Raw genomic sequence first — 20,776 nt, forward strand, 5'->3', positions numbered from 1 at the left:
ACCGACCCCACCGAAAGGATGCGGATGTCTCTGCTCCGTTCCGCCCGCTTCCCCGCCATCGTCCTGCTCGTCGCGGCGGTGCTCGCGCTCTCTCTGGCCAACTCCCCCTGGGGCGGCGCCGTCCTGGCCGTGAAGGACGCCTACGTCGGCGTACCCGGCGTTCTCGAGATGTCGGTCGGCCACTGGGTGCAGGACGGGCTTCTTGCGATCTTCTTCTTCGTCGTCGCGGTGGAGCTGCAGTTCGAGCTCACCAAGGGCGAGCTGAACTCCGCGCGCAAGGCCCTGCAGCCCGCCATCGCCGCGGCCGGCGGCGTGCTCGTCCCGATCGCGGTCTTCCTGCTGATCGCCGGCGGCTCCGTCGCCTCGTCCGGCTGGCCGATCCCGACCGCCACCGACATCGCCTTCGCATTGGGCGTGCTGGCCGTCTTCGGCAAGGGGCTCCCGAGCGGCATCCGCATCTTCCTGCTGGCCCTGGCGATCCTCGACGACATCGTGGGCATCCTCTTCATCGCCGTGCTCTTCACCGACGGGGTGAACCTGCTGCTGCTGGCCCTGGCCGTGGTGACGGTGGCGATCTTCGCGCTGCTGAGCCGGCAGCTCGGCGGGCGGCGGGCGCCGCTGATCGCGGCGGTGCTCATCGTGCTCGCGCTCGCGACCTGGGTGCTGGTCTACCTGTCCGGCGTCCACGCCACGATCGCCGGCGTGGCACTGGGCCTGGCGATGGTGCAGCGACCGGCGCTGCACGTGCGGCACGTCCTCGAGCCCTGGGTCAACGCGATCGTCCTGCCGCTGTTCGCCTTCTCTGCGGCTCTGGTGGTGATCCCGCAGGTCTCGCCCGGTGAGCTGTCGCCGGCGTTCTGGGGCGTACTGATCGCCCTGCCGGTGGGCAAGGTCGTCGGCATCACGGTGTTCGGATGGATCTCCCTGCGCATCGGCACGAAGGACGGCGCCGCGCCCCACCTGACCATCGCCGATCTCGTGACCGCCGGCGCCCTCGGCGGCATCGGGTTCACCGTGTCGCTGCTGCTGGCTGAGCTGGCCTTCGCCGGTGATGCGCTCGTGCGCGACGAGGTCACGCTCGGCGTGCTCGCGGGGTCCGCGCTCTCGCTCGTGCTCGCGGCCGTTCTGGTCTCCCTGCGCGCCCGGCACTACCGTCGGGTGGGCGCCGCTCCCGCCGAGAACGATCCGCACCACCTGACCCCCGAGGAGAGTCGCATCACATGAGCACCGACGACCCAGCGCCCTCGAACGGATCCGGTCCCGTGCCTGCATCGACGACCGCGCGCCCCGGCACGGATGCCCTTCGCGATGCCGCCGAGACGATGCGCGCGGTGCGCGACCGCTGCGTCTGGACGCAGCAGATCGACCACCGCGATCTGGTGCCGTACCTCGTGGAGGAGAGCGCGGAGCTCATCGACGCCGTGGAGGGCGGCACGCGCGCCGATCTGCGGGAGGAGCTCGGCGACCTGCTCTGGCAGGTGCTCTTCCACGCCGAGATCGCCGCGCGCGACCCCGAGGATCCCTTCGACATCGACGACGTCGCCCGCGGTCTGACCGAGAAGATGGTGCGCCGGCATCCGCACGTCTTCGCCGGCGCCGTCGCCGACACGCCGGAGGAGGTGCTCGTGCACTGGAACGCGGCCAAGGCCGCGGAGAAGCACACGCGCACGAGCGTGCTGGACGGCGTGAGCGAGCGGATGCCGTCGCTCGCGCTTGCGCAGAAGGTGCTCGGCAAGGCGGCGCAGGTGGGGGTGTCCGTTCCGTCGCTCCGGGAGGAGTCGGAGGACGCGCCCGGCTCGGAGGCCGATCTCGGCGCGGCGCTGCTCGACCTCGTCGCGGTCGCCCGCGCCCGCGGCTGGGATGCCGAACGCGCGCTGCGCGGGCAGCTCCGCGACCTCGAGGCACAGGTCCGCGCGGCGGAGCGCCCGCCGGCCGCCTGACCCGGGCATGCAGGCCGGCGCCGCCTGTCGCCCGACCCGACGCATCCCGACCGGCGCCGTCTGACCCGGCGCATCCCGCGCCCACCCGACGTGATCACCGCGGGGCGGCGCGCCTGGAAGAATGGGCCGGTGGCATCCGTGAACCCGCCGCGCGGCATGCGCGACTTCCTTCCCGCCGACAAGGCGCGCCGCGAGCGCGTGCTCTCCGTCATCCGCGAGCGCTACCGCGCCCACGGCTTCGATGAGATCGAGACCCCCGTCATGGAGGACTACGAGCGCCTCCACGCCGGCATCGGCGGCGACAACGAGAAGCTCGCCTACAACGTGCTCAAGCGCGGACTGGATGCCGGTGCGATCGCCGCGGCCGCCGACGACCCCGCCGCGCTCGCCGACCTCGGCCTGCGCTACGACCTGACGGTGCCGCTCGCGCGCTTCTACGCCAGCCACCGTGCCGAGCTCCCGGGTGTGTTCCGCGCGATCCAGGCCGCGCCCGTGTGGCGCGCCGAGCGTCCGCAGAAGGGCCGCTACCGACAGTTCGTGCAGTGCGACATCGACGTCATCGGCGATGCGACCACCCGCGCCGAGGCCGAGCTCATCACGGCCACCCTCGACGCCGTCGGCGCGCTCGGACTCGAAGGCGCGAGCGTGCGCATCAACGACCGGCGCGTGCTCGACGCCATGCTCGACGTCTTCGGATTCACCGCCGACGAACGGCCGGGCGTGCTCATCACCATCGACAAGCTCGACAAGATCGGCTCCACCGGAGTGGTGGCCGAGCTCCGCGACCGAGGCGCGACCGCGTCGGCGGTCGACGCGTTCGAGGCCTTCCTGAACCGCCCCCGCACGATGGAGTACCACCCGTACGGGGAGCGCCAGGTGCGCGCGGCACTGCCCGAGGGGGCGCCCGACGCCGTCATCGCCGACCTCGTCGCGATCGGCTCCGCCGTCGCCGCCGCCCGCGGCGGAGGGGAGCCGCCGCTCGTCTTCGACCCGTTCCTCGTGCGCGGCATGGGTTACTACACCGGCACGATCTTCGAGCTCGCGCACCCGAGCGTCGACTACTCCCTCGGCGGCGGCGGCCGTTACGACGGCATGATCGGACGATTCCTCGGCTCCGACGTGCCCGCCGTGGGCTTCTCCATCGGCTTCGAGCGCCTGGTCGACCTGCTCGAGGATCCGGAGACGGATGCCGCGGCATCCGTCGTCCTCGTGCACGACGCCGACGTGCCGCTCGCCGACCTGCTCGCCCTCAAGGCTCAGCTGGTCGGGGAGGGCGGCCGCGTGCGGCTCGAGCGGCGTCCCAAGAACCTCAAGGCGCTCCTGGAGCGCTCCGCGGCCGACGGGTTCACCTCGTTCGCGACCGTGTCGGCCGGAGCGACGCGGGAGAGCCTGCAGATCAAGGCGCTCGCGTGACGCGGAGACGCACCGCCCGGTAGACCAGTCCGACCGCCACGACCGCGAGGCAGGCGCCGACGCTCTGCCACGGGAGCGTGGCGGCGAGCACCGCGCAGCCGGCCGCGCCGAGCACCTGCAGCGCCCGCGGATAGCGGCGGGCCGCCGCGCCCTGCCGCGCCGCCGCGACGTTGGCGACCAGGTAGTACAGCAGCACGCCGAACGACGAGAATCCGATGGCGCCGCGCAGGTCGGTGAACGCCACCAGGGCGACCACCGCGATGCCGACCGCGATCTCCGCACGGTGCGGCACGTGCCGGCGCGGGTGGACCTCCGCCATCGCGCGCGGCAGGTCGCCCTCGCGAGCCATCGCGAAGGTCGTGCGCCCGATGCCCGCGATGAGCGCGAGGAGTGCGCCGAGGGATGCTGCGGCCGCCGCAATTCGGACGATCGGCGTCGACCACGCAGCTCCCGCCGACGCCGCGGACGCCAGTGGCTCCGACGAGGCCGCGACCCCCGCGGGCCCGAGCACCGACAGCACCGCCACCCCGACGACGGCGTAGACCACGACGGCACCGGCGAAGGCGAGGGTGATGGCCCGGGGGATCGTGCGCGCGGGGTCGCGCACCTCCTCGCCCAGCGTGGCGATGCGCGCATACCCGGCGAAGGCGAAGAACAGCAGCCCTGCCGACTGCAGGACGCCGTAGAAGCCGCCGCCCGCGTCGGCGGCGGTCGCCGGAGGAGGAGAAGCGGATGCCGCGGCCACCACGGCCACGGCCAGGCACAGCAGCACCAGCACGACGATGATCCGCGTGAGCAGGGCCGTGCGCGTGATGCCGAAGAGGTTGGTCACCGTCAGGGCGATCACCGCCGCGATCGCCACGGGGCGCTCCCACCCCGCGGGGGCGGCGTAGGCGGCGAAGGTGAGCGCCATCGCCGCGCAGCTCGCGGTCTTCCCGATGACGAAGCCCCAGCCGGCCGTGAACCCCCACCACGGACCGAGCTCAGCGCGACCGTACGCGTAGGTGCCGCCGGAGGTCGGGTGGGCGGCGGCGAGCTGCGCCGACGACGTGGCGTTCGCGAAGGCCACGACGGCGGCGATCGCGAGTCCCCACAGCAGGCCGCTGCCCGCGGCATCCGCTGCCGGCGACCACACCGCGAAGACGCCCGCGCCGATCATCGACCCCAGCCCGAGGAAGACGGCGTCGCCGAGGCCGAGGCGCCGCTGCAGACCGGGGGAGGACACGGCGACACCTTAGTCACCTCCGGTGACCGGCAGGGGAGTCGTGACGGGCAGGGAGTCGTGACGGGCACGGAGTCGTGACGGGCCGCGGATCCTGGGCTCGCTCATAGACCCGCGACGTAAATTCCCCTCACGCCTCCGCTCGCAGACCTCCTCCTCACCTGGCGCGCCGATCCCCTCGCGATCGGCGTGATCGTCGTCGCGGTCGCGGCATATCTGCGGGGCGTCGCGCGCGTGCGTCGTCGCGGCGACTCGTGGCCACTCCGGCGCACCCTCGGATTCCTCATGCTGGGCGTCGGCTCCTACGCGGTCATCGAGCTGGGCTTCCTGGGCACGGAGTCCGCCGACCTGCGCTTCGCGTTCACGACGCGCGTCGCGCTTCTTATCTTCGTCGTGCCCGCAGGCGTGGCTGCGGGGGCGCCGCTCGAGCTCATCGCCCGCGCCGGTGGCCCCGCCGCCGAGGCGCGCGTCGCGGCGCTGCTGCGCTCGCGCCCGGTGCGGCTCTTCGGCAACGCCATCTTCGCGACGATCTTCATCGCGGCGGTGTTCTGCCTGTTCCTCACGCCGCTCGCCGGCGTGCTGCGCACGACGCCGTGGACCGACGCCGGCCTGGGCGTCATCACGCCGCTGGTGGGGCTGGCGATGGTGCTCCCGATGGGAGCGCTCGGCGCCGTGCACACGGGCATGTTCATCACCATTGAGTTCCTCCTCGCCTTCGTGGAGCTCGTCATCGACTCGATCCCCGGCATCCTGCTCCGGCTGAACGACACCGTCATCGACGCGGGCGCGAGCGTCGCGGGCACCGCGGCGTGGTGGCCGACCCCGCTGCACGATCAGCACCTCGCGGGAGACCTGCTCTGGTTCATCGCCGAGGCGGTCGACGTGCCCGTCCTGGTGATCCTGCTGGTGCGGTGGATGCGCGCCGACCGCACCGAGGCGAAGTCCTACGACGACCTCAGCGACGAGCAGTACGAGGAGCTCACCCGCGGGCACCTGCGCGGCGATCGCACCGGTTGACACGGCCGCGGCGAGACGGATTGGCTGGGGCCATGGCCGAACCGACCCGTGACGGCTGGCAGCGCGTCGACGCGTACCTGTCCGATCTCCTTGTGGGGCATGACGACGCGCTCGAGTCCGCGATCGCGGATCAGGATGCCGCGGGTCTGCCGTCCATCGAGGTGGCGCCGCTCCACGGCAAGCTGCTCCACCTGCTCGCGCGCATCGCCGGCGCCCGCCGGGTGCTGGAGGTCGGCACGCTGGGCGGCTACTCGACGATCTGGCTGGCCCGCGGCATCCCGGCCGACGGCGTCGTCGTCTCGATCGAGGCGGAGGCGCGCAACGCCGGCGTCGCGCGCGCGAGCCTCGAGCGCGCCGGGGTGGCGCACAAGGTGACGGTCCTCGAGGGCCGGGCGGCCGACGTGCTGCCGACCCTCGCCGACGACGACGCCTTCGACCTCGTGTTCATCGACGCCGACAAGGAGTCGAACACGATCTACCTGGACTGGGCCGCGCGGCTGGGGCATCCGGGCACCGTGGTGGTGCTCGACAACGTCGGCCGCTCGGGCGGCGTCGCCGATCCGGCGAGCGACGACGCCCAGGTGATCGGGACGCAGCGCGCCCTGGAGATGCTCGCGCGCGATCCCCGCTTCGACGCGACGGCGCTGCAGACCCTCGATCGCAAGGGGTGGGACGGCATCGCGGTCGCGCTCATCCTCTGACCGCGGCATCCCTCATCACTAGACTCGGATGCGGACCGACGACGCTCCATCCGCAACACCTCCCACCAGCAAGGAGCACTCCTGTGGCACTCATCGAGGCAGTAGGCGCGCGCGAGATCCTCGACTCTCGCGGAAACCCGACCGTGGAAGTGGAGGTGCTCCTGGACGACGGAATCGTGCAGCGGGCGGCCGTCCCCTCCGGCGCGTCCACCGGGGCGTTCGAGGCGTACGAGCTGCGCGACGGCGACAAGAGCCGCTACGGCGGCAAGGGCGTCCTGAAGGCGGTCGCCGCCGTCATCGACGAGCTCGGGCCCGCCATCGAGGGCCTCGAGGCCAGCGAGCAGCGCATCATCGACGAGGTGCTGATCGAGACCGACGGCACCGAGAACAAGTCGCGCGCCGGCGCGAACGCCATCCTCGGCGTCAGCCTGGCCGTGGCCAAGGCCGCCGCCGACAGCGCCGACCTGCCGCTGTTCCGCTACCTCGGCGGTCCCAACGCGCACGTGCTGCCCGTCCCGCTGTTCAACGTCATCAACGGCGGCTCGCACGCCGACAACGGCATCGACTTCCAGGAGTACTTCCTCGCGCCGATCGGCGCGGAGACGTACAGCGAGTCGCTGCGCTGGGGCACGGAGATCTACCACGTCCTCAAGGGCGAGCTGAAGTCGGCGGGCTTCAACACCGCGCTCGGCGACGAGGGCGGATTCGCCCCCGACCTGCCCAGCAACCGCGAGGGTCTCGACTTCCTCATGAAGGCGATCGAGAAGGCCGGCTTCACGCCCGGCACCGAGATCGCCGTCGGCCTGGACGTCGCCGCCACCGAGTTCTTCTCCGACGGGGTCTACACCGTCGAGGGCAAGTCGTGGTCGGCCGAGAAGCTGACCGACTACTTCGCCGACCTCGTCGCGAACTACCCGATCGTCACCATCGAGGACGCCCTCGCCGAAGACGACTGGGACGCCTGGAAGGCGCTCACCGACGCGATCGGCACCAAGGTGCAGCTCGTCGGCGACGACCTGTTCGTCACCAACCCGGAGCGCCTGCAGCGCGGCATCGACCTCGGCGTCGCCAACGCGCTGCTGGTCAAGGTCAACCAGATCGGCACGCTGTCCGAGACGCTCGACGCGATCTCTCTCGCGACGCAGAACGGCTACCGCTCGATGCTCTCCCACCGCTCCGGCGAGACCGAGGACACCACGATCGCCGATCTCGCGGTCGCCGTGAACGCGGGTCAGATCAAGACCGGCGCGCCCGCCAGAAGCGAGCGCGTCGCGAAATACAATCAGCTTCTGCGCATCGAGGAGGACCTGGGCGACGCCGCGATCTTCGCGGGCCGCGCCGCCTTCCCGCGCTTCAAGAGCTGACGCCCCGCAGGGCATGACGAGAGGGGGAGCCGTGGCTGATCGGACGGCTCCCTCTTCCCGTCCCCGCAGGAGGACGACGGATGCCGCGGCTCGCGGCGTCGACGTGCGCGGGTGGCTCGGCAACCTGCGCCTCTCGGGCTTCATGGTGATCATGATGGGCCTCGTGGTGCTCGCCGCCTTCGTGCTGGTGCCCACGATCGGCACCTTCGTCTCTCAGCGCCAGCAGATCGCCGCGCTGCAGGACGCCGTGTCCGTCACGGCCGACGAGGTCTCCGCGCTCCAGGCGCAGCAGGAGCAGTGGAAGGACTCGGCCTACATCACCGCCCAGGCGCGCGAGCGGCTGTACTACACGCGCCCCGGTGAGGTGCTCTACCTCGTCATCGACGACCTGCCCGCGTCGCAGGCTCCGCAGGACAAGCCCGAGGTCAGCGACACGGTCGAGCAGACCCGCTCGGACTGGATGGCGCAGCTCGTGCGCTCGGTCACCGAGAGCGGCCTGGCGCAGACCGCCGTGCCCGTGCAGATCGGCGTCCCCGATCCCGCACCGGCCCCCACAGGCTGACGTCGACGGCGTCCCCGCCGGAGGTGCGCGCGTCCCCGCCGGTACTCTGGAGGGGTGAGCACCCCGCCCTTCCCGCCCGTGACCGACGCCGATCTGGCGGTCATGCGCCAGCAGCTCGGCCGGCCGATGCGCGGCGTCGTGGGGATCGCCGCGCGATGCGTCTGCGGCAACCCGACCGTGGTGGCGACCGCGCCGCGGCTGCCCGACGGCACGCCGTTCCCGACCTTCTACTACCTCACCCACCCCGCGGCCACGGCCGCGCTCTCGGTCCTGGAGGCCGACCACGTCATGCCGGTGCTCGCGGCCGAGCTGGAGGACGAGGAGGTCGCCGCCGCCTACCTCGCCGCGCACGAGGCGTACCTGGCCGACCGGGCCGGCTACGGCGAGGTGGAGGAGATCGCGGGCATCTCGGCCGGCGGCATGCCCACCCGCGTCAAGTGCCTGCACGCGCTGGCCGGGCACGCGCTCGCCGCCGGACCGGGCGTCAACCCGATCGGCGACCGTGCGCTCGAGCTGGCGTCGTGGTCGCCCTCGCGCTGCGTGTGCGCGGAGCCCGGGGCGGCGGGATGACCCGTCGCGCGGCCGCGGCGGTCGCCATGACCGTGCTGGCCGCGCTGCTCACCGGCGCGGCGGCTGTGCCGGCCGCTGCGGCCGCGATGCCGGCATCCGTCTCCGCCGCCGTCGCGCCCTCGCCGACGGCGGACCCGGTGCGCTCCGCCGAGTACTGGCTCGACGGCAACGGCGTCACGGAGGCGTGGAAGACCTCTCGCGGCGCCGGCACGCGCATCGCGATCATCGACACCGGCATCGCGCGCGGCCCGGTCGAGTTCACCGGCGCCGTCGCCGCAGGCACCGACGTGTCGGGCACCGGCACCGACGACGGACGCACCCCGGTCGGGGCGGTGGACTCCAACCACGGCAGCTGGGTGGCGTCGCTCGCCGCCGCCCGCGGCACGGGGCCGAGCACCGGCATGATCGGCGTCGCCCCCGAAGCCGACCTCCTCTCGATCTCGGTCGGCTTCGGCGCCTCCGCCGAGGTGCCCTTCGTCGAGCAGATCGCGACGGCCATGCGGTGGGCCGTCGACAACGGCGCCGACGTCATCAACCTGTCCCTCACCACGAACATGCCCGACTGGGACCCCAGCTGGGACAGCGCCTTCCTCTACGCCTACGAGCACGACGTGGTCGTGGTCGTGGCCGCCGGCAATCGGGGGAGCGGCACGACGCGCGTCGGCGCTCCCGCCACGATCCCGGGCGTCCTCACCGTCGCCGGCGTCGACCGCTCCGGACGTGCGAGCGTCGAGGCATCGACCCAGGGCATCACGCTGGGCGTCTCCGCCCCCAGCGAAGACCTCATGGGGGTCTCGGCCGACGGCCGCCTCGTGCAGTGGAGCGGCACGAGCGGCGCCGCGCCGATCGTCGCCGGCATCATCGCGCTCGTGCGGGCGGCGCACCCCGAGCTCGACGCGAACAACGTCATCAACCGGATCATCCGCACGACCCGTCCCGCGGCGGGGGAGGACCCCCTGCTGTACGGCTACGGGATCGTGGATGCCGCGGCCGCCGTGGCCGCGACCTCCGCCACCGTCCCGAACGTGACCGAGAACCCGATGGGGAGCCTGTCGGAATGGATCCGGCTCTACCGGAGGGCCGACGCCGACCCCGCTCCCGGCCCCACCTCCGCGCCCGTCGAGATCCCGGCGCTCCCGCCCGCCGATGCCGCGGCGCGTCCGGTGTCGCCCTTCCTGCCGAGCTCGGACACGCTCCTGTACGGAACCCTCCCGCTCCTGGCTCTGACCCTCAGCGCTATACTGGTGGCGCTCGGCGTCACCGCAGCTGTCCGACGCATCCGATCGGCGCGCCCGTCCCGCGCTTCGAGCAGTTGATCCGCTAGGAGACCCCCCATCGTGACCAGCACCGTCACCACCGCTGTGCCCAAGATCCTCATCGTGGGTGGTGGGTACGCCGGCTTCTACACCGCCTGGAAGCTCGAGAAGGAGCTCCGCAAGGGCGAGGCCGAGGTCACGATCGTCGACCCGCTGCCGTACATGACCTACCAGCCGTTCCTCCCCGAGGTCGCCGCGAGCTCCATCGAGCCGCGCCACGCCGTCGTCGCCCTGCGTCGGCACCTGAAGCGCACCACCGTCGTGGCCGCGAAGGTCACGGGCATCAACCACGCGCAGAAGGTCGCCACGATCACGCCGATCGAGGGCGAGCCGTGGGAGCAGGAGTACGACCAGATCGTCGTGACCGCCGGTGCGGTCTCGCGCACCTTCCCGATCCCGGGCATCGCCGACAACGCGATCGGCCTCAAGACGATCGAGGAGGCCGTCGCCATCCGCGACCGCCTGATGTCGAACTTCGACCGTGCGTCTGTCATCCCCGCCGGTCCCGAGCGCGACCGTCTTCTGACGGTCGTCGTGGTCGGCGGCGGCTTCGCGGGCATCGAGGTCTTCGCCGAGCTCCGCTCCTTCGCGTCGGCGCTGCTGAAGAACTACCCGCAGCTGTCCTTCGACGACACGCACTTCCACCTGATCGAGGCGATGAGCCGGATCATGCCCGAGGTGTCGCTGAAGACGAGCGAGTGGGTGCTGAAGGACCTCGCCAAGCGCGGTGCCAACGTGCACCTCGACACGCAGCTCACCAGCGCCGTCGACGGCAACGTCGAGCTCTCCACGGGCGAGGTCATCCCCACCGACCTCATCATCTGGACCGCCGGCGTCATGGCCAACCCCACCGTCGTCCGGGGTGGCGACCTGCCCGTCGAGGAGCGCGGTCGCATCCAGACCCGCGCCGACCTCCGCGTCGGCACCGAGGAGGCCTTCGTCGAGGGCGCCTGGGCCGCCGGTGACGTCGCGGCCGTGCCCGACCTGTCGGGCGGCGGTGTCGGCGGCTTCTGCGTGCCGAACGCGCAGCACGCGGTGCGCCAGGCCAAGCTGCTCGCGAAGAACCTCACCGCCGTGCTCCGCGGAGAGCTGCCGAAGCAGTACTTCCACAAGAACCTCGGCGCCGTCGCCGGCCTCGGTCTGTACAACGGCGTCTTCCAGTCCGGCAAGATCGCGCTCAAGGGCCTCATCGCCTGGTTCGCCCACCGCGGCTACCACACGCTGGCCATGCCCTCGTGGGAGCGCAAGTGGCGCATCCTGTGGGGCTTCTGGAACAACTTCTGGCTGGGCCGCGACCTCGTCAACCTCGAGGCCGTGCAGAAGCCGCGCGAGGTGTTCGAGCAGTTCGCCGCCCGTCCCCGTCCGCCGCAGCCCGTCGAGGCGGCGCCGTCCGACAAGACGGCCCCCGAGAAGGTCGGCGCGGGGGCGAAGGCGTCCGCCGCTTCCTGAGGCTTCCGACGGCCCGCCGACGTTGCGACGTCGGCGGGCCGTCGTCCTCTGGGTAGCCTGGTCGCGTGCCGCGCGCGGCGCCCCCGTAGCCCAACGGCAGAGGCAGGCGACTTAAAATCGCTCCAGGTCTGGGTTCGAATCCCAGCGGGGGCACCACCGGCGTCCGCCCGGAGCACGTCCTAGGCTGAGCCCATGCGCGGACCGGCGGGGCGATCAGCACGCGACGTGTCGACGGCATCGGCATCGGAGCCATCGCGGGAGCCGGCGACGAGCTGGGCGGCGCTGACGCGTGCGATCGATCACCTGTCCGGCCCCGTGGCCGTCATCGACGTGGCGGCGCTGCGCCACAACACGCGGGACATGGTCGCGCGTGCCTCGGGCGTGCCGATCCGCGTCGCGAGCAAGTCGGTCCGTGTCCGCCGCGTGCTCGAGGACACCCTCGCCATGCCGGGTTACGCCGGCGTGCTCGCTTTCACCCTGCCGGAAGCGCTGTGGCTCGTGGAGGACCACCGCGACGTCGTGGTGGGCTATCCCACCGCCGACCGCGCCGCGCTCGCGCGTCTCGCCGCTGACGAGAAGGCCGCCGCACGCGTGACGCTCATGATCGACGACGTCGCCCAGCTCGACCTCGTCGACGCCATCGTGGCCGCCGGGCGGAGGCCGGTGCTGCGGGTCGCCGTCGACGCCGACGCGTCCTGGCGGGCGCGGGGGCTCGGTCACATCGGCGTGCGACGGTCTCCCGTGCACGACCTGGGGGAGGTCGTCGAGCTCGCACGTGCCGTATCGGCGCGCCCGGGCTTCCGGCTCGTCGGACTGATGATGTACGAGGCGCAGATCGCCGGGCAGCCGGATGCCGCGGGTCCTGCCGATCCGGTCATCCGCTGGATGCAGGCGCGGTCCGCCGCAGAGCTCGCGGAGCGTCGCGCCACCATCGTGGCGGCCCTCCGGCGCATCGCGCCGCTCGAGTTCGTCAACGGCGGAGGCACCGGTTCGCTGGAGCGGACGTCGGCCGAACCGGCGGTGACCGAGCTGACCGCGGGGAGCGGGCTCCTCGCCGGCCACCTCTTCGACGGCTACCGTGCGTTCCAGCCGGCACCCGCCGCCGCGTTCGCGCTCGAGGTCGTGCGCAAGCCCACCGCCGACATCGTCACCGTGCTCGGCGGAGGCTGGGTGGCCTCCGGTCCGCCCCTGCCGTCCCGTCAGCCGCTGCCGGTCTGGCCGCCGCAGCTGAGGATGCTCGGACGGGAGGGCGCGGGCGAGGTGCAGACGCCTCTGCGGGGCGACGCGGCCCGCGATCTCCGAGTCGGCGAACGCGTATGGTTCCGGCACGCGAAGAGCGGTGAGCTCGCCGAGCGCGTCGACCGGTATCACCTGGTCGAAGGCGACCGCGTCACCGGCGAGGCCCTGACCTATCGCGGCGAGGGACAGGCGTTCCTGTGACGCGGCCCGGAGCCCCGTGGCAGAACTGGGGGCGCACGGAGGAGATCCGCCCGCAGCGCGTCGAGCGCCCGGCATCGGCCGAGGCCGTCCAGCGCGCCGTTCAGGCCGCCCGCCGTCGCGGCATGCGGGTCAAGGCCGTGGGAGCCGGGCACAGCTTCTCGGGCATCGCTGTCGCCCCGGGCGTGCTGCTCGACCTGTCCGACCTCTCCGGGCTCATCGAGGTCGACGACCCGCGCGGGCGCGTCCGGTTGCACGCGGGCACCCGGCTCCACCGCATCCCGGCGCTGCTGGCGCCATACGGACTCGCCATGGAGAACCTCGGCGACATCGACCGCCAGTCGGTCGCGGGCGCGATCTCCACGGGCACGCACGGCACCGGGGCGCGCTTCGCCGGGCTCTCCGGTCAGGTGGTCGGGGCGACGCTCGTCACGGCGGACGGAGACCTGCTGGCGGTGGACGAGACCCGGCACCCCGAGCTGCTCGGCGCGGTCGCCCTCGGGCTCGGGGCGCTCGGGATCCTCATCGACGTCACCCTCCAGTGCGTCCCGGCCTTCCTCCTCGCCGCGGTGGAGCACCCGGAGCCGCTCGGGGACGTGCTCGCGGCCCTCGGAGAGCGGGCCGCGGCATCCGATCACTTCGAGTTCTACTGGTTCCCCCACACCGAGGTCGCGCTGACGAAGACGCAGACCCGTCTGCCCGGCGACGCCGAGCGCCGGCCCCTGCCGCCGGTCGGACGCTGGATCGACGAGACCCTGCTGTCCAACGGCGTCTACCGGGTCGCCTGTGCGGCGGGTGCACTCGTGCCGGCGATCATCCCGCCGTTCTCGCGACTGGCCGTGCGACTGACGGGGGACCGCCAGTACACCGACCGCTCCGACCGGGTGCTGACCCAGTCGCGCACCGTGCGCTTCCGCGAGATGGAGTACGCCCTCCCCGCGGAGGAGGTGCCGCCCGCGTTCGAGGAGCTGCGCGACCTCATCCGGCAGCGGGGATGGCGCATCTCCTTCCCCGTCGAGGTGCGCTTCGCCGCGGCCGACGACCTGTGGCTCTCCACCGCGCACGGCCGGGACACGGGCTACATCGCCGTGCACCGCTATTGGCGCGAGGATCCCGAGGCGTACTTCGCCGCGGCGGAGCAGATCTTCCTGGCGCACGGGGGGCGTCCGCACTGGGGGAAGATGCACACGCGGGATGCTGCAGCCCTTCGCGCCCGGTACCCGCGGTTCGACGACTTCCTCGCCCTCCGGGATCGGTGGGACCCGGAGCGCGTTTTTGCAAACCGGTATACCGGCCGCATACTCGGTGGATAACGCCTGGGAGTCGACTCCCGGTCGCAGGCTCGAGAGCGCCCGCTCGGTACGATGTACACAACCTCGAACGGAGTCCCGGTTATGTGGGAATGGCTGATCCCTGTCCTGATCGTCGTCGCGCTGGTCGTGATCGGCGGCATCTACCTGTGGGCGACCTACAACTCGCTCGTGCAGTTGAACGTGCGGGTGGATGAGGCGTGGAGCGACATCACGGTGCAGCTGAAGCGGCGCGCAGACCTGCTGCCCAACCTCATCGAGGCGGTGAAAGGGTATGCGGCGCACGAGAAGGCGGTCTTCGAGAACGTCACCCGTGCGCGGGCCGAGACGCTGACCGCCGGCAGTCCCGCCGATGCCGGTGTGGCCGAGGGACACATGCAGCAGGCGCTGAAATCGCTCTTCGCGGTGGCCGAGGCCTACCCGCAGCTGCAGGCGAGCCAGAACTTCCTCCAGCTGCAGCAGTCGATCGTCGACACCGAGGACAAGATCCAGGCGTCGCGCCGGTTCTACAACGGCGGCGTGCGCGAGCTGAACACCAAGATCAAGGTCTTCCCCAACAACCTGTTCGCGCGCAACCTCGGCTTCTCCGAGCGCGAGTTCTTCGAGGTCGTCGACGGCGCGGCCATCTCGGAGCCTCCCCGGGTGCAGTTCTGATCTGACCCGTGTACAGCGCGATCGCGCGCAACAAGCGCAACACCTGGTTCATCCTCATCGCGTTCGTGCTGCTGCTGGGCATCATCGGGCTGATCGCGGGGTGGCTCGCGGGCGACAACTGGTGGATCACCGCCGGCATCCTCGTGTTCGCGGCGGGGTACGCCACGGTGCAGTACTTCTTCGCCGACCGCGAGGCGCTCGCCCTGTCCGGAGCCGTCGAGATCACCAAGGCCGATGCGCCGCGCTACTGGCGCCTGGTGGAGAACCTCTGCATCACGACCGGCACGCCGATGCCGAAGCTGTACGTCGTGGAGGATGCCGCGCCCAACGCCTTCGCCACCGGACGCAGGCCCGAGGAGGCCGCGATCACCGTGACGACCGGGCTGTTCGAGCTGATGACCGACCGTGAGCTCGAGGGCGTGCTCGGACACGAGCTCGGCCACATCCGCAACTACGACATCCGCGTCTCGCTGATCGTCTTCGGACTCGTCGTGGCCGTGGGCATCCTGGCCGACGTCATGCTGCGCGTCGCATTCTTCGGCGGGCGATCGCGGGGCGGCAACAACCAGGCGCAGCTCGTCTTCCTGCTCTTCGGTCTCGTCGCCGCTCTTGTGGCGCCGCTGCTCGCCGGAGCGGTGCAGGCCGCCATCTCCCGCCAGCGCGAATACCTCGCCGACGCCACCAGCGCGATGACCACCCGCGACCCCGACGGCCTGTCCTCCGCCCTGGCGAAGCTCGACGAGTACGGCAGGCCGCTGGAGAAGGCGAGCACCTCGATGGCGCACCTCTGGATCTCCGACCCGCTGAAGCCGCACGCGTTCTCGCGGATGTTCTCGACCCACCCCCCGATCGCCGATCGGATCGCGCGTCTGAAGCAGATGGGCGGATCGTTCTGAGCGCTGTCCGGCACCCGGAGTAGCCTCGCCGCATGGCGATCACGCTCTCGGCGCGGGATGCGCGCCGCCTGGCCGTCCGGGCGCAGCTGCTGTCGGCGGAGCGGCCGGCGGGCATCGTCGAGACCGTGTACGGGCTGACGGCGGTCAACATCGAGCCCACCGCGGCGATCGCGCCGAGTGCCGACCTCATCCTCTGGTCGCGGCTGGGCGCGCCCTTCCAGCCGGCGGACCTGGTGCGAGCCGTGGAAGAGGAGCGCGACCTCTTCGAATGGGGCGGCTTCTACCGCTTGATGTCGGACCTGCCCCTCATCCGGCCCGACATGCTGCGCCGCCCGCTTCACGAGTACGGCCGCCAGTGGCTGGCCGCGAACGAGGGATTCCGCGCGGACGTGCTGGCGCGGCTGCGCGCGGAAGGGCCGCTCCACGCGGCGGAGATCCCCGACACCGCGCAGGTCTCCTGGGCCTCCAGCGGGTGGACGAACAACCGCAACTCGTCGCAGATGCTGGAGCTGCTGCTGTCGAACGGCGCGGTCGCGGTGTCGCGGCGCGACCGCAAGGGGCGGCTGTTCGACCTCGCCGAACGCGTCTACCCGCAGGGCCTTCCCGAGCTGTCCGCCGAAGATGCCGCACGTGAGCGCACCGAGCGCCGGCTGGGGTCGCTCGGCATCGCGCGCAGCAAGGGCGTCGCGCAGCCATACGAGGCGCTCGACGTCGGCGCGGTCGGTGAGCCCGCGACTGTCGACGGCGTCGACGGCGAGTGGCGCGTCGATGCGGAGGCGCTAGAGGCCGTCGACCGCTTCGCCGGGCGGACCGCGCTCCTGTCGCCCTTCGACCGGCTCGTCTTCGACCGGGAGCGCCTCCAGGACCTCTTCAGCTTCGAGTACATCCTGGAGATGTACAAGCCCGCGGCGAAGCGGCGCTGGGGCTACTTCGCGCTGCCGATCCTGCACGGCGACCGCTTCGTCGGCAAGCTCGACGCGAAGGCCGATCGCAAGGCCGGGATGCTGCGGGTCTTCGCCGTCCACGAGGACGAGCCGTTCACCCGGCCCGTGGCGGCCGCCGTGCGCGCGGAGATCGAGGCTCTCGCCGACTGGCTGGGTCTCGAGGTCACCGGGCTCGAGGGGACCGGACTGGCCGACGCCGGCCGGCCGTAGCGCGCACGCGGGCGACGGGGGACGGTCGAGACGCGGGCAGTGGCCTACCGCTCAGTGCCGTGCCGCGCGGGGGAGGGCGGCGGCGAGGTCGTCTGTCGCGTCGCCCCACCGCGACACCGAGATGCGCTCGAGCCCGCGCCAGCGCGCGGCTTCCTCGAGCTCCGCGGCGAGCCGGGGCGCGGCATCCGCCGGTCGTCCGTTCTCCCACCACGCCGACTGCACGAGCAAGGTGGACGCCGCGCGGTCGGCCTTGAGGTCGACCCGGCCGACGACGTCGTCGCCGATCAGGACCGGCAGCGAGTAGTAGCCGTGACGGCGCAGCGGCGCCGGGGTGTAGATCTCGATGCGGTAGCTGAAGCCGAACAGGCGCTCGGCGCGATCGCGGAACCACACCATCGGGTCGAAGGGCGTCAGCAGCGCGGCGACATCGATGCGGCGGGGGATCGCGGCATCGCGGTGCAGCCAGGCCTTCGCCGGGCGGCCGGCACTGGTCCACCCGTCGACGGTGACGGGGAGGAGCTCTCCGGAGTCTTGGAGGTCACGGATGGAGGCGACGACGCGGGCGCGGTCCTTGATGCGGAAGTAGTCGGCGAGGTCGGACGCTGTGGCCACGCCGTAGGCCCGCGCCGCACGCCGGGTCAGCTCGCGGATCGCGTCGTCGCGGGGGACGGGCGCGGCCAGGACGGTCGCGGGGAGCACGTCCTCCGCGAGTCCGTACCGACGCTCGAAGCCGCGACGGCCGTCGATGGCCACCTCGCCCGTGCGCCACAGGTGCTCCAAAGCGGTCTTCGCGGCATCCCAGTCCCACCACGGTCCGCGGGCGGCGGCAGGCGCCACCCGCTCGAGCTGCGCGGGACGCAGCGGACCCCGGCCGGCGAGCTCCGCCTTCACGCCCTCCACCACCGCGCGGTGCTGCGCCATCCAGCTGTCGGGAGGGTCGGAGTACTTCGCGCGATGGTCGTCGCGCCGGAACTGCAGCAGCCCCCAGTCGGAGGTCGGGATGAAGGCGGCGACATGCGCCCACGACTCCGCGTACGGCGGGCGGCGGGAGAACAGCAGGCGGTCCAGCAGCGCCGGGTCGTACGCCCCGAGCCGCGAGAACAGCGGCATGTAGTGCGAACGCGCGAAGACGTTGACCGAGTCGATCTGCAGCACGCCCATTCGCGCGAGGGCCGTGTTCAGCTGGCGCGTGCCGACCATCACAGGGTGGGCGCGGTCGAAGCCCTGCGCGGCGAGAGCCACCCGCCGGGCCTCCGCCGCCCCCAACCGCTGACCCCTCATGCGGGAAGCCTAGCGACGGGCTCCGACGCGGTCTGCGCGCGGGGGAGGCGGTTCTAGACTGGCGGGATGAGTGGATCGGATGACAAGCCCCGGGGCTCGATCTTCGACGCGATCCGCAACCCGAACCGCACGGTCTCCTCCGAGCTGTCCTCCCACGTCCCGTACGGACTGCGGGTGGCCACGGCCTACTCCTGGCGGCTGCTGGTCGTCGCGGCGGGGATTGCCCTCCTCATCTGGCTGGTCATCCAGCTCAAGCTCCTCGTCATCCCGCTGCTGGTCGCGATCCTGGTCACCGCGCTGCTCTGGCCGGCGTTCACCTGGATGCTGCGGCACCGCGTTCCGCGCTGGTTGGCCATCGTCGTCTCGCTGCTCGGCACGATCGGCATCGTCGGAGGACTCCTGTGGCTGGCCGGGTGGCAGATCTCCCGCGAGCTGTCCTCCGTGCAGCAGCGCACCGTCGAGGCGACGCGGCAGCTGCGGCAGTACCTGATCGACGGTCCGCTGCACCTGACCACCGGGCAGATCGACGACTACCTCTCGCAGGCCATGACGTTCCTCCAGCAGCAGGCCGAGACCCTCTGGACGGGCGCCCTCGCAATCGGCTCCACCGTCGGTCATGTCGCCGCCGGCGGACTCCTCGCCGTCTTCATCCTGCTCTGCATCCTGGCCGACGGCGCCGGCATCTGGCGCTGGACCGTCCGCCTCTTCCCCCGTGCCGCTCGCGCGGCGGTCGACGGCGCCGGTCGCAACGGCTGGGTCACCGTCGTCAACTACGCGCGCACGCAGCTGCTCGTCGCGACCATCGATGCGATCGGCATCGGCCTGGGAGCCTTCCTCCTGGGCGTGCCGCTGGCGATCCCGATCGGCGTCCTGGTGTTCCTCGGCGCCTTCATCCCCATCGTCGGCGCCGTGCTCACGGGCGCCGTGGCCGTGTTCCTCGCACTGGTCTACAACGGGCCCCTGATCGCCCTCTGGATGCTGATCGTCGTCCTCGGCGTGCAGCAGCTCGAGGGGCACGTCCTGCAGCCCCTGCTGATGGGATCCGCTGTGAAGGTGCACCCGCTGGCCGTCGTGCTGGTCGTGGCCGGCGGCGCGATGATCGGCGGCATCCCGGGCGCCCTGTTCGCCGTGCCGCTCGCGGCCTTCGTCAACGTCGTCGCCGTCTACCTGGGCTCACGCGCCTGGGAGACGGGGGAGAAGCCACCACCGGGCGACCTCATCTGGAGCACCGTCCCCCGCACCCGTCGGAAGAGATCTTCGTGAACATCCCCACCCTGGCGGAATTCGAGGATGCCGCGGCGGTGCTGAACGGCGTCATCTCGCACACGCCGCTCGAAGAGTCCCAGCACCTGTCCGAGGTGCTGGGCGTTCCCGCCTACCTCAAGCTCGAGAACCTGCAGCGCACCGGCTCCTTCAAGATCCGCGGCGCCACCTACCGCCTGTCCCGACTGACCGAGGAGGAGCGCGCCCGCGGTGTCGTGGCAGCCTCGGCCGGCAATCACGCGCAGGGCGTGGCGCACGCCGCGCAGAAGCTCGGCATCGCCGCGACGATCTTCATGCCCCTCGGGGTGCCCGTGCCCAAGCTCCTGGCGACCCGCGGCTACGGCGCCGAGGTGGTGCTGGAGGGCGCGACCGTTGAGACCCCTCTTCGATTGGCGGCCGAATTCGCCGAACGCACGGGCGCCGTGCTCATCCACCCCTTCGACCACCGCGACATCATCATCGGGCAGGGCACCCTCGGGCTGGAGCTGGTGCAGGATCTGCCCGAGATCGAGACCGTCGTGCTCAGCATCGGCGGGGGAGGACTGGCCGCGGGTGTGGCCGCGGCGGTGCGCGCGCGCACGGAGGCGGTCGGCCGGAAGGTCCGCATCATCGGCGTGCAGGCGACGAACTCCGCCGCGTACCCCGGGTCGCTCGCCGCGGGTTCGCCGCTCGAGGTGGCCACGCGGCCGACGATCGCCGATGGGATCGCCGTGGCCCGTCCCGGCGACATCCCGTTCGAGATGATCCGTCAGCTCGTCGACGAGGTCGTCACGGTGGACGAGGATGACATTGCGCGTGCCCTCCTGGTGCTGCTCGAGCGCGCCAAGCAGGTCGTCGAGCCCGCCGGCGCCGTCGGCGTCGCCGCGATGCTCGCCGGGAAGGTCGAGGCGAGCGGTCCGACGATCTCAGTCCTGTCCGGCGGCAACATCGACCCGCTCCTGCTGCAGCGCGTCGTGGCGCACGGGCTCGCGGCATCCGGTCGCTACATGACGCTGCGCGTGCCGCTGCCGGATCGTCCCGGCCAGCTGGCGCGCGTGTCCGAGCTCGTCGCGCAGGCGGGCGCCAACGTCAACGAGGTGCTGCACACGCGGCATGGTCAGGGCATGCAGATCAGCGACGTGGTGCTGCAGCTGAGCGTCGAGACGCGCGGCGAGGAGCACCGGCAGCACGTGATCCGCACGCTCGTCGAGGCGGGGTTCGAGCCGACGCTCGTGCGCGACTGAGCCG

The 20,776-nt window shown here is 72.0% G+C and carries 19 protein-coding genes and 1 tRNA gene; 18 read left to right on the forward strand and 2 right to left on the reverse strand.

From position 1 onward, the window contains the following. The first annotated feature begins 24 nt into the window (after nt 1–24). The 3 genes from ABC304_RS10975 (at nt 25) to hisS (ending at nt 3,353) form a co-directional block, all read left to right on the forward strand. Entirely contained in the window at nt 25–1,224 is a 1,200-nt protein-coding gene (locus ABC304_RS10975) for a Na+/H+ antiporter NhaA (protein WP_412930640.1), read from the forward strand. Nucleotides 1,225–1,322: 98 nt separating this feature from the next. Then, nucleotides 1,323–1,940 carry a nucleoside triphosphate pyrophosphohydrolase gene (locus ABC304_RS10980; protein ID WP_412932910.1) on the forward strand — a complete coding sequence of 206 codons (618 nt, stop codon included), beginning with the start codon at nt 1,323–1,325 and terminating at the stop codon, nt 1,938–1,940. Nucleotides 1,941–2,096: 156 nt separating this feature from the next. Further along, nucleotides 2,097–3,353, forward strand: coding sequence for a histidine--tRNA ligase (gene hisS, locus ABC304_RS10985; RefSeq protein ID WP_412932912.1), 1,257 nt, complete (start codon nt 2,097–2,099; stop codon nt 3,351–3,353). On the opposite strand, the gene ABC304_RS10990 is transcribed toward hisS, so the two are convergent. Beyond that, complete coding sequence (locus ABC304_RS10990) at nt 3,337–4,578, reverse strand: APC family permease (protein WP_412930641.1); 1,242 nt, start codon at nt 4,576–4,578, stop codon at nt 3,337–3,339. The genes hisS and ABC304_RS10990 overlap by 17 nt on opposite strands. Before the next feature lie 186 nt (nt 4,579–4,764). Between ABC304_RS10990 and ABC304_RS10995 the strand changes: the two genes are divergently transcribed. The 13 genes from ABC304_RS10995 (at nt 4,765) to ABC304_RS11055 (ending at nt 17,005) form a co-directional block, all read left to right on the forward strand. Continuing rightward, nucleotides 4,765–5,592 carry a cytochrome c oxidase assembly protein gene (locus ABC304_RS10995; RefSeq protein ID WP_412930642.1) on the forward strand — a complete coding sequence of 276 codons (828 nt, stop codon included), beginning with the start codon at nt 4,765–4,767 and terminating at the stop codon, nt 5,590–5,592. A gap of 32 nt (nt 5,593–5,624) precedes the next feature. Continuing rightward, nucleotides 5,625–6,293, forward strand: a complete 669-nt coding sequence (locus ABC304_RS11000; protein WP_412930643.1) for an O-methyltransferase — start codon at nt 5,625–5,627, stop codon at nt 6,291–6,293. 83 nt (nt 6,294–6,376) lie between these two features. Next, complete coding sequence (gene eno / locus ABC304_RS11005) at nt 6,377–7,657, forward strand: phosphopyruvate hydratase (protein ID WP_412930644.1); 1,281 nt, start codon at nt 6,377–6,379, stop codon at nt 7,655–7,657. A gap of 31 nt (nt 7,658–7,688) precedes the next feature. Next, nucleotides 7,689–8,219, forward strand: a complete 531-nt coding sequence (locus tag ABC304_RS11010; RefSeq protein ID WP_412930645.1) for an FtsB family cell division protein — start codon at nt 7,689–7,691, stop codon at nt 8,217–8,219. Nucleotides 8,220–8,273: 54 nt separating this feature from the next. After that, nucleotides 8,274–8,789 carry a DUF501 domain-containing protein gene (locus ABC304_RS11015; protein ID WP_412930646.1) on the forward strand — a complete coding sequence of 172 codons (516 nt, stop codon included), beginning with the start codon at nt 8,274–8,276 and terminating at the stop codon, nt 8,787–8,789. Then, nucleotides 8,786–10,105, forward strand: coding sequence for a S8 family serine peptidase (locus tag ABC304_RS11020; RefSeq protein WP_412930647.1), 1,320 nt, complete (start codon nt 8,786–8,788; stop codon nt 10,103–10,105). Before ABC304_RS11015 ends, ABC304_RS11020 begins: the two co-directional genes overlap by 4 nt. Before the next feature lie 45 nt (nt 10,106–10,150). Then, nucleotides 10,151–11,554: an NAD(P)/FAD-dependent oxidoreductase gene (locus tag ABC304_RS11025; protein ID WP_412932913.1), complete on the forward strand. Its 1,404-nt coding sequence runs from the start codon at nt 10,151–10,153 to the stop codon at nt 11,552–11,554. Between the two features lie 79 nt (nt 11,555–11,633). Then, nucleotides 11,634–11,710: transfer RNA gene (locus tag ABC304_RS11030), tRNA-Leu, on the forward strand. 36 nt (nt 11,711–11,746) lie between these two features. Continuing rightward, on the forward strand, nt 11,747–12,994 hold the full coding sequence (locus ABC304_RS11035) for an alanine racemase (RefSeq protein WP_412930648.1): 1,248 nt from the start codon (nt 11,747–11,749) through the stop codon (nt 12,992–12,994). Continuing rightward, on the forward strand, nt 12,991–14,304 hold the full coding sequence (locus ABC304_RS11040; RefSeq protein WP_412930649.1) for a D-arabinono-1,4-lactone oxidase: 1,314 nt from the start codon (nt 12,991–12,993) through the stop codon (nt 14,302–14,304). Before ABC304_RS11035 ends, ABC304_RS11040 begins: the two co-directional genes overlap by 4 nt. A gap of 81 nt (nt 14,305–14,385) precedes the next feature. Continuing rightward, complete coding sequence (locus ABC304_RS11045) at nt 14,386–14,955, forward strand: LemA family protein (protein ID WP_127095893.1); 570 nt, start codon at nt 14,386–14,388, stop codon at nt 14,953–14,955. An 8-nt stretch (nt 14,956–14,963) separates the two neighbouring features. After that, nucleotides 14,964–15,851, forward strand: coding sequence for a M48 family metalloprotease (locus tag ABC304_RS11050; protein ID WP_412930650.1), 888 nt, complete (start codon nt 14,964–14,966; stop codon nt 15,849–15,851). Nucleotides 15,852–15,883: 32 nt separating this feature from the next. Beyond that, nucleotides 15,884–17,005 carry a DNA glycosylase AlkZ-like family protein gene (locus tag ABC304_RS11055; RefSeq protein ID WP_412930651.1) on the forward strand — a complete coding sequence of 374 codons (1,122 nt, stop codon included), beginning with the start codon at nt 15,884–15,886 and terminating at the stop codon, nt 17,003–17,005. 51 nt (nt 17,006–17,056) lie between these two features. On the opposite strand, the gene ABC304_RS11060 is transcribed toward ABC304_RS11055, so the two are convergent. Then, nucleotides 17,057–18,286 carry a winged helix-turn-helix domain-containing protein gene (locus tag ABC304_RS11060; RefSeq protein ID WP_412930652.1) on the reverse strand — a complete coding sequence of 410 codons (1,230 nt, stop codon included), beginning with the start codon at nt 18,284–18,286 and terminating at the stop codon, nt 17,057–17,059. A gap of 66 nt (nt 18,287–18,352) precedes the next feature. Here ABC304_RS11060 and ABC304_RS11065 point away from each other — a divergent pair, with 66 nt between their 5' ends. Next, the gene (locus tag ABC304_RS11065; RefSeq protein ID WP_412930653.1) at nt 18,353–19,549 is read left to right on the forward strand and encodes an AI-2E family transporter; all 1,197 of its coding nucleotides are present in this window, start codon (nt 18,353–18,355) and stop codon (nt 19,547–19,549) included. After that, nucleotides 19,546–20,772: a threonine ammonia-lyase gene (gene ilvA / locus ABC304_RS11070; protein ID WP_412930655.1), complete on the forward strand. Its 1,227-nt coding sequence runs from the start codon at nt 19,546–19,548 to the stop codon at nt 20,770–20,772. Before ABC304_RS11065 ends, ilvA begins: the two co-directional genes overlap by 4 nt. The last annotated feature ends 4 nt before the right edge of the window (nt 20,773–20,776 follow it).

Source organism: Microbacterium jepli (genome assembly GCF_047237905.1).
Classification (GTDB): domain Bacteria; phylum Actinomycetota; class Actinomycetes; order Actinomycetales; family Microbacteriaceae; genus Microbacterium.

Bases quoted from the DNA above. Each gene is read 5' to 3' on its own strand.
- ABC304_RS10975 (WP_412930640.1), top strand. From the start codon at position 25: ATGTCTCTGCTCCGTTCCGCCCGCTTCCCCGCCATCGTCCTGCTCGTC.
- ABC304_RS10980 (WP_412932910.1), top strand. From the start codon at position 1,323: ATGCGCGCGGTGCGCGACCGCTGCGTCTGGACGCAGCAGATCGACCAC.
- hisS (WP_412932912.1), top strand. From the start codon at position 2,097: ATGCGCGACTTCCTTCCCGCCGACAAGGCGCGCCGCGAGCGCGTGCTC.
- ABC304_RS11000 (WP_412930643.1), top strand. From the start codon at position 5,625: ATGGCCGAACCGACCCGTGACGGCTGGCAGCGCGTCGACGCGTACCTG.
- ABC304_RS11020 (WP_412930647.1), top strand. From the start codon at position 8,786: ATGACCCGTCGCGCGGCCGCGGCGGTCGCCATGACCGTGCTGGCCGCG.
- ABC304_RS11035 (WP_412930648.1), top strand. From the start codon at position 11,747: ATGCGCGGACCGGCGGGGCGATCAGCACGCGACGTGTCGACGGCATCG.
- ABC304_RS11045 (WP_127095893.1), top strand. From the start codon at position 14,386: ATGTGGGAATGGCTGATCCCTGTCCTGATCGTCGTCGCGCTGGTCGTG.
- ABC304_RS11055 (WP_412930651.1), top strand. From the start codon at position 15,884: ATGGCGATCACGCTCTCGGCGCGGGATGCGCGCCGCCTGGCCGTCCGG.
- ABC304_RS11060 (WP_412930652.1), bottom strand. From the start codon at position 18,286: ATGAGGGGTCAGCGGTTGGGGGCGGCGGAGGCCCGGCGGGTGGCTCTC.
- ABC304_RS11065 (WP_412930653.1), top strand. From the start codon at position 18,353: ATGAGTGGATCGGATGACAAGCCCCGGGGCTCGATCTTCGACGCGATC.